We start from the raw sequence: 5,889 nt of genomic DNA, 5'->3' as shown, positions 1-5,889 counted from the left end.
CGAGTTTCGGGGTGCGCGGCACGGGCATCTCCGTCATTTCGGACGGGCGGGGTTACTGCGGGAAGGTGGCCGCTGGGGTGTCATCCGCGCCGCACTGCGGGCCTGGCTGCGCATCGGGTGACCGCCACCCCTACGCTTGATCCGTGACTCTCCTGCCTCCACCCCCAACCCCCCCCCAGCGCGTCGAACGGCGCATCGAGCTGATTGGCGCAGCACCCCCGATCTGGCGCCGGCTGTCGCTGCCGGGCGAGGTCACCCTCGATCGCGTGCACGACATCCTGCAGGCCGCATTCGGCTGGACTAACAGTCACCTGCACCGCTTCTCGCCCACCGATGACCGCTACGGACCGTCACCGATCGTCACCCAGTACGATCTCGACGAGGGCGACACCGGCATCCTCGAAGGCACGGTGCGGCTCGACCAGTTCGTCGACAGTGTCGGTGACAGCTTCTGGTACACCTACGACTTCGGGGACGACTGGGAGCACCGGGTAGTCGTCGAATCCGTCTCCGAGCTCGACCCGGGGGACGCCGGGCCTCGGTGTGTCGCGGGCGAGCGGATGGGACCGCCGGAGGATTGCGGCGGCATCCACTCGTATGAGCACGCCCTCGACGTGTATCGAACCCCAGGGCACGCGGACGCCGAAGATCTTGCCGAGTTTTTCGATTGGCTCGGCTCTGATGCTGAGCCGGCCCCGTTCGACCTGGCGGCCGCCGACCGCAGCGTGCGCGAGGCAGCGCAGGCGCGGCCCATGCTCGCCGCCCTGCGCGCCGGAACCTCGCCCCTTGCCGTGATGCTGAATCGTTGTCGCGATGAGCCCGCGCTCGCCATCATTCATGATGCGCTGGATGTCACGGCCACCGCCCCCGCAGCACTCACCGTCACCGCCGCCGAACGGGGAACCGCTGTTATCCGCGGCTTCCTCGCTCACGTGCCGGAGGAGGGGATCGCGCTGACCTCCGCCGAATACCTGCCGCCGAGCTCCGTGACTGCGATGATGGCGCGGCTCGACCCGGGGCACACCTGGTTCGGTCAGGCGAATCGCGAACTGAACATCCAGCCGCTGCTCGCTCTGCGCGAGTCGGTCACCGCTCTTGGCCTCACCCGTAAGTACCGCGGCCGGCTGATGCTGACGAAGCTGGGGCTGCTGTTGCGGGATGATCCCGCCGCCCTGTGGCGCTATGTCGCGGGCCGACTCCCCGCCGAACGCACCGACTACGGTCGAGATATCGGGGTGCTGCTCCTGCTGCTGGTCAGCGCCGGGGAGGCATCGACTTTGAACGAGTTGGTGGACGCTCTCGAGTCGTCGGCAGAGCTGGTGGGCTGGCGATTCCCACAGCACTCGGGATACGGCTCGCCGGTGTACTCCGCCGTCATGCAGACTCGACACCTCCTCGAGTGGGCAGGCTCAGGTGCGCTGATTATCCGCCTGGACGCACGCCTCGCCGGGCCGGAGGCGAAGGCGCTCGCTCGAGCCGCCATCGCAGCACAGATGGCCCGCTGAGTTTCCACAGGGCTCGGTTCTCCACCGAACCTCGCCCCTCGGGGCCGCACCTCTGATCACGCGAGCACCATGGGCGCATGACCGACATCATGCGCGCAACCACCGCCGCCGATTTCCTCTCCGCGATCCCCGTAATGCTGGGCTATCAACCGAAGAACAGCATCGTCTGCGTAGCCTTTCGCGGTCGCCGCACGGGCGAGGTCATCAGACTCGACCTTCCTCCGCAGCGCAGAAGCAACCAGAAGGCCGTCGCATCCACCATTATCGGGATGCTGAGCCGCATCACCGGCATCACCGGCGCGTCGATGATCATCTACACCGACGAGACCTTCGAGAGCGAGAACGGTATTCCGCAGCTCGACCTCGGGCGGATGCTCCCCGCTCGCATCCACGGGGCCGGCTTCCACCTGCCCGATGCGCTGTGCGTGGCGGGCGATGGCTGGGCAAGCTACTTCGATACGGGCTACCCGCGGGCGGGGCATCCACTCGGCCTGATCGCTGCGAGTGAGATCGCGTCGCGCCTCAGCGACCATCGTGTACTCGACGATCTCAGCGACGAGGCGGCCCTGCCCGAGCGCGATCCGCTCATCGCCGAACGTCTTGAATACCTCCTCGATGGATTCGAGCACCTCACCGACGAGGCGATGATGGTACTGGACCGTCTGGAAGAGATGATGGATCTCGACGCCGCCTCGTGTTCGTGCACCATCGCGGAATATCCGACACCCCCGCTGGAGGTCAGCGCGTGGATGCTCTCGATGGCGCAGCGCCCCAGCGACCGCGATGTGATGAGCATCACCGTCGCATTTGGGTGCGAATTCGGTGAGGCGATGCTCGAATCGAATGCCCGCTATCACCAGCTCCAGGCAGACACCGGTGGGACGATGGATGAGGTCGTTCAGCGCGAGATCGACGCCGGTCGCGTAGACGTCGACGACGTGAATCTGCTGGCCGGTCACGGCACGCGGCGTCCAAACGTTCCCCGAGTGCAGGGCACCATCGACCTGCTGAAGCAGCTCATCGCCAACATTCCCGACCGCTACCGCCCCGGGCCGCTGTGCATGCTGAGCTGGCTGCAGTGGAGCCTGGGCCGCGGCTCAGCCGCCGGTGCCGCCTCGGACATGGCTCTCGCGATCGACCCCAAGCACAGCATGGCGCTGCTGCTGAACGCCATGCTGAGCGCGGGAATGCTGCCGGAATGGGCCTTCAGCGGCTCGGAGGTGTAGCAAATTGGCTGTAGCAGCGCCCTGACCGTGAACCGTCCCGGGTCACTTCTTAGCCCCCTGAGCGGCCACGGCGGCAGCGCCTGCCGCAGCAGCCTCAGGGTCGAGATAGCGCCCGGGGCCGGTCGGCATGAACGTCTCGTCAAGCTCATACACCAGCGGGATCCCCGTGGGAATGTTGAGCTCGGAAATAGCATCATCCGAGATGCCATCCAGGTGCTTCACCAGCGCGCGCAGCGAATTTCCGTGGGCGGTAACCAGCACGGTCTTGCCTGCGGCCAGGTCGGGAACGATATCTGACCGCCAGTAGGGCAGCATCCGGTCAATGACCAGCTTGAGGCTCTCGGTGCGCGGAATCTCGCCGTCGATACCGGCGTAACGCTCGTCGTGCACCTGCGAGTATTCGGCGTCGTCGTCGAGCGCAGGCGGCGGAACATCGAAGCTGCGGCGCCACTGACTGAACTTCTCCTGCCCAAATTTCTCCAGCGTCTCCGCCTTGTCCAGCCCCTGCAGCGCGCCGTAGTGACGCTCGTTGAGGCGCCAGGTGCGCTTCACCGGCAGCCAGGCGCGGTCGGCCGCGTCTAGCGCGATATTGGCTGTGTCAATCGCGCGGGTCAGAAGGCTCGTGTACTGCACATCGGGCTTCAGCCCGGACTCGGCCAGCAGCTCACCAGCCCTCGTCGCTTCAGCGATCCCCTGCTCGCTGAGTCGCACATCCACCCACCCCGTGAAGAGGTTCTTCTGGTTCCAGTCGGAATTTCCGTGGCGAAGGAGGATGAGGGTGTGGGTCATGGATAACAGCGTAGCGACGGGCGTTGGCGGGGCCCACGCGACTGGCGGTATTCGAGGTGGCCATATGCTGGGCCGGTGACCACTCGTGCGAACACCTACCGCTACAGCGACCGCTTCATCCGCGCGTGGACTATCGTGCTCTGCATCGCCATCGTCGTTCTTCCCATCTCCGGCATTTTCTACGGCGCGACACTCGGTAGCGACTACCAGGAATGGCAAGGCTGGCTCGCAGGGGGCTTGATGCTCGGCGGTGTGGCGGTGCCGCTGCTCATCGGCGCGGTGCTCGGCGGCGAAGCGATCCGTCGCGGCGGCGGAGTTGTCGGAGCACTGTTCGCCGCGGGTTTGGTCGGCGGCCCGACGGGCTCCGGATTCGGCATCCTGTGGCTGGCGGTCGCCGGATACGTTGCCCTCGCCCGCGGTGTTATCGGGTTCTTCGTCATCGGCTTCGCAGCCAAAGTTCCGATCTGGATCGGGTCGCGCGAAGCCCCGATCGCGAGCTGGAACGAACCCAAGTAGGGGTCGACTCCCCACCACGTGCGGGGTTGCGCGACACTTGACCTATGCCCATCGGCCAGGTCACCCGCGGAACCACCGGCACCAACCGGCTCCGCCGCGTCGATCGATGGATCGCCCAGCTGCCGGTGCTCCGCAGCGCGGCCGCGCCCCTGGTCGTCGACCTCGGCTACGGCGCATCCGCGACGACCACTCTCGAGCTGCACCAGCGGCTCGCGCGCATCAGGCCTGACGTCGAAGTAGTGGGCATCGAGATCGATCCGGAGCGGGTACGGGTCGCCTCGCGCAGCGCGCGGCCGGGGGTTCACTTCGGCCTCGGCGGCTTCGAGGTTCCGGGCGGGGCGCCCACGATCATCCGGGCGCTGAATGTGCTTCGGCAGTACGACGAGTCACAGGTGCTCGGGAATTGGCGGCGCATGGTCGACCGCCTGCAACCCGGCGGGGTGCTCGTCGAGGGCACCTGCAACGAGGTCGGCAGGGTCGCCAGCTGGGTGGATGTCACGGCCCACGGCCCCGAGACTCTCACCGTGAGCCTGCGCCTGTCAGACCTCTCGGGCCCCGACGCTATCGGGCCGTCGATCGTGGCCGAGCGGCTGCCGAAGGTGCTGATCCACCGCAATGTGCCTGGGGAGGGTGTGCACAGCTACCTCGCCGACCTCGATCGGTGGTGGCGGGTGCACGCGCCGCTGGGTGTGTTCGGGCCGTCGCAGCGGTGGGTAGCGGTGGCCTCATCGATGCGGGATGACGGGTGGCCGATCCTGGGGACGAAGGCACGCTGGCGACTGGGTGAGCTCGGTGTCGCGTGGGACGCGGTGGCGCCGGACGGGTTCGCGTGGTGAGCTATCTCACACCACCGGAAGCAGACCCCGCGCCTCGTCGATCGGCATTCCCGTGCCCACGAGCAGGTCAATGGCCAGTGGGCGCAGCATCAAGACGAGCGCCTGATCGGTGACATGGCCGTCAGGCACGATGAGGGATGGGTCGAGTCGGCGCGCGACATCCGTCAAGAGTGAGCGGGCCGCGCCCCCAACCTGTGGGTCGTCGGCCTCCTCGCCGATCAGTCGCATTCCGGTGCCGAGCTGGGCCACGAGTTCGGCGAGCGCGGGCCGATGAACGCCGTCGCGCACGAGAAACTCCGCGCGCCGGGCTATGGTGCGCAGGCTTCTGGTGGCGAGGTCGGCGGCGGTGAGAAAGCGGGAGTCGCGCTGAAGCTCGGGCAGCCGCGAGCGCAGAAACGGCGAGATGCGGGCCACCGCGAGGGCGCTCTCGAGCGAGGTCGTCCAGGCGTCGATCACCGGTTGGGTGCGCCTGAGACGGGCGAGCCCGAGTTCGCCGGCGGCTTCATCCGCATCCCGAAGGCAATCGACAACGGAGTCGACGCCCTCATTCACCGCGGCGAAGAGGCGCCGCCGTTCGCGCGCGGCATCGCGATTCGGGTTACGCGGGATGAGGGCCGTGGCGGCGAGCGCGACCACCCCGGCGACGATCGCGTCGAGGCTGCGGGTGAAGGCGAGACCGGCCGGGTCCGGCACGATCACGACGACGCCGGACTGCACCGCGGCGGCCACCGCGAACGCCGGGTTCGCCGAGAAGGCGCGGGAGATGACCAGCACCACGAACAGCACGAGTGCGATCTGCCACACGCCCTTGCCGACGACCGACACCAGAAGCTCGCTCAGGGTGATGCCAATGGTCACTCCGAGGGCGTTGTCGAAGACGCGCCGGGGGCGGGCATCGCGGGTCAGTCCGAGGGACGTAATTGTCACAGCCACCGCGATAAACGGAATGGGATGCCCGAGCAGGTAGTGCGAGATGGAGTACGAGGCGACAGCTGCCACCACGATCTGGACGGCCGC

At 67.4% G+C, this 5,889-nt stretch carries 6 protein-coding genes; 4 read left to right on the top strand and 2 right to left on the bottom strand.

The window, feature by feature from the left end; translation table 11 throughout:
* Positions 1 to 143 precede the first annotated feature (143 nt).
* Both RMN95_RS09290 and RMN95_RS09285 read left to right on the top strand, forming a co-directional pair.
* Positions 144 to 1,505, top strand: a complete 1,362-nt coding sequence (locus RMN95_RS09290; RefSeq protein ID WP_309616643.1) for a plasmid pRiA4b ORF-3 family protein — start codon at positions 144 to 146, stop codon at positions 1,503 to 1,505.
* 77 nt (positions 1,506 to 1,582) lie between these two features.
* Positions 1,583 to 2,731, top strand: coding sequence for a DUF4192 family protein (locus tag RMN95_RS09285; protein ID WP_309616642.1), 1,149 nt, complete (start codon positions 1,583 to 1,585; stop codon positions 2,729 to 2,731).
* Between the two features lie 42 nt (positions 2,732 to 2,773).
* On the opposite strand, the gene RMN95_RS09280 is transcribed toward RMN95_RS09285, so the two are convergent.
* Entirely contained in the window at positions 2,774 to 3,520 is a 747-nt protein-coding gene (locus RMN95_RS09280; protein WP_309616641.1) for a phosphoglyceromutase, read from the bottom strand.
* Between the two features lie 75 nt (positions 3,521 to 3,595).
* Here RMN95_RS09280 and RMN95_RS09275 point away from each other — a divergent pair, with 75 nt between their 5' ends.
* Both RMN95_RS09275 and RMN95_RS09270 read left to right on the top strand, forming a co-directional pair.
* The gene (locus tag RMN95_RS09275) at positions 3,596 to 4,036 is read left to right on the top strand and encodes a hypothetical protein (RefSeq protein ID WP_309616640.1); all 441 of its coding nucleotides are present in this window, start codon (positions 3,596 to 3,598) and stop codon (positions 4,034 to 4,036) included.
* Between the two features lie 44 nt (positions 4,037 to 4,080).
* Positions 4,081 to 4,872 (top strand): class I SAM-dependent methyltransferase, encoded by a 792-nt coding sequence (locus RMN95_RS09270; protein ID WP_309616639.1) that lies wholly within the window; start codon positions 4,081 to 4,083, stop codon positions 4,870 to 4,872.
* A 6-nt stretch (positions 4,873 to 4,878) separates the two neighbouring features.
* Here the strand turns inward: RMN95_RS09270 and RMN95_RS09265 are convergent.
* Positions 4,879 to 5,889: FUSC family protein (locus RMN95_RS09265; RefSeq protein WP_309616638.1), on the bottom strand; the 1,011-nt coding region annotated here is incomplete at its 5' end.

The sequence above is a fragment of the Salinibacterium sp. genome, assembly GCF_031364185.1.
GTDB lineage: Bacteria > Actinomycetota > Actinomycetes > Actinomycetales > Microbacteriaceae > Rhodoglobus.
The sequence above is the reverse complement of the archived record's forward strand: the minus strand, read 5'-3'. Positions and strand labels throughout refer to the sequence as shown.

Bases quoted from the DNA above. Each gene is read 5' to 3' on its own strand.
- RMN95_RS09270 (WP_309616639.1), top strand. From the start codon at position 4,081: ATGCCCATCGGCCAGGTCACCCGCGGAACCACCGGCACCAACCGGCTC.
- RMN95_RS09280 (WP_309616641.1), bottom strand. From the start codon at position 3,520: ATGACCCACACCCTCATCCTCCTTCGCCACGGAAATTCCGACTGGAAC.
- RMN95_RS09285 (WP_309616642.1), top strand. From the start codon at position 1,583: ATGACCGACATCATGCGCGCAACCACCGCCGCCGATTTCCTCTCCGCG.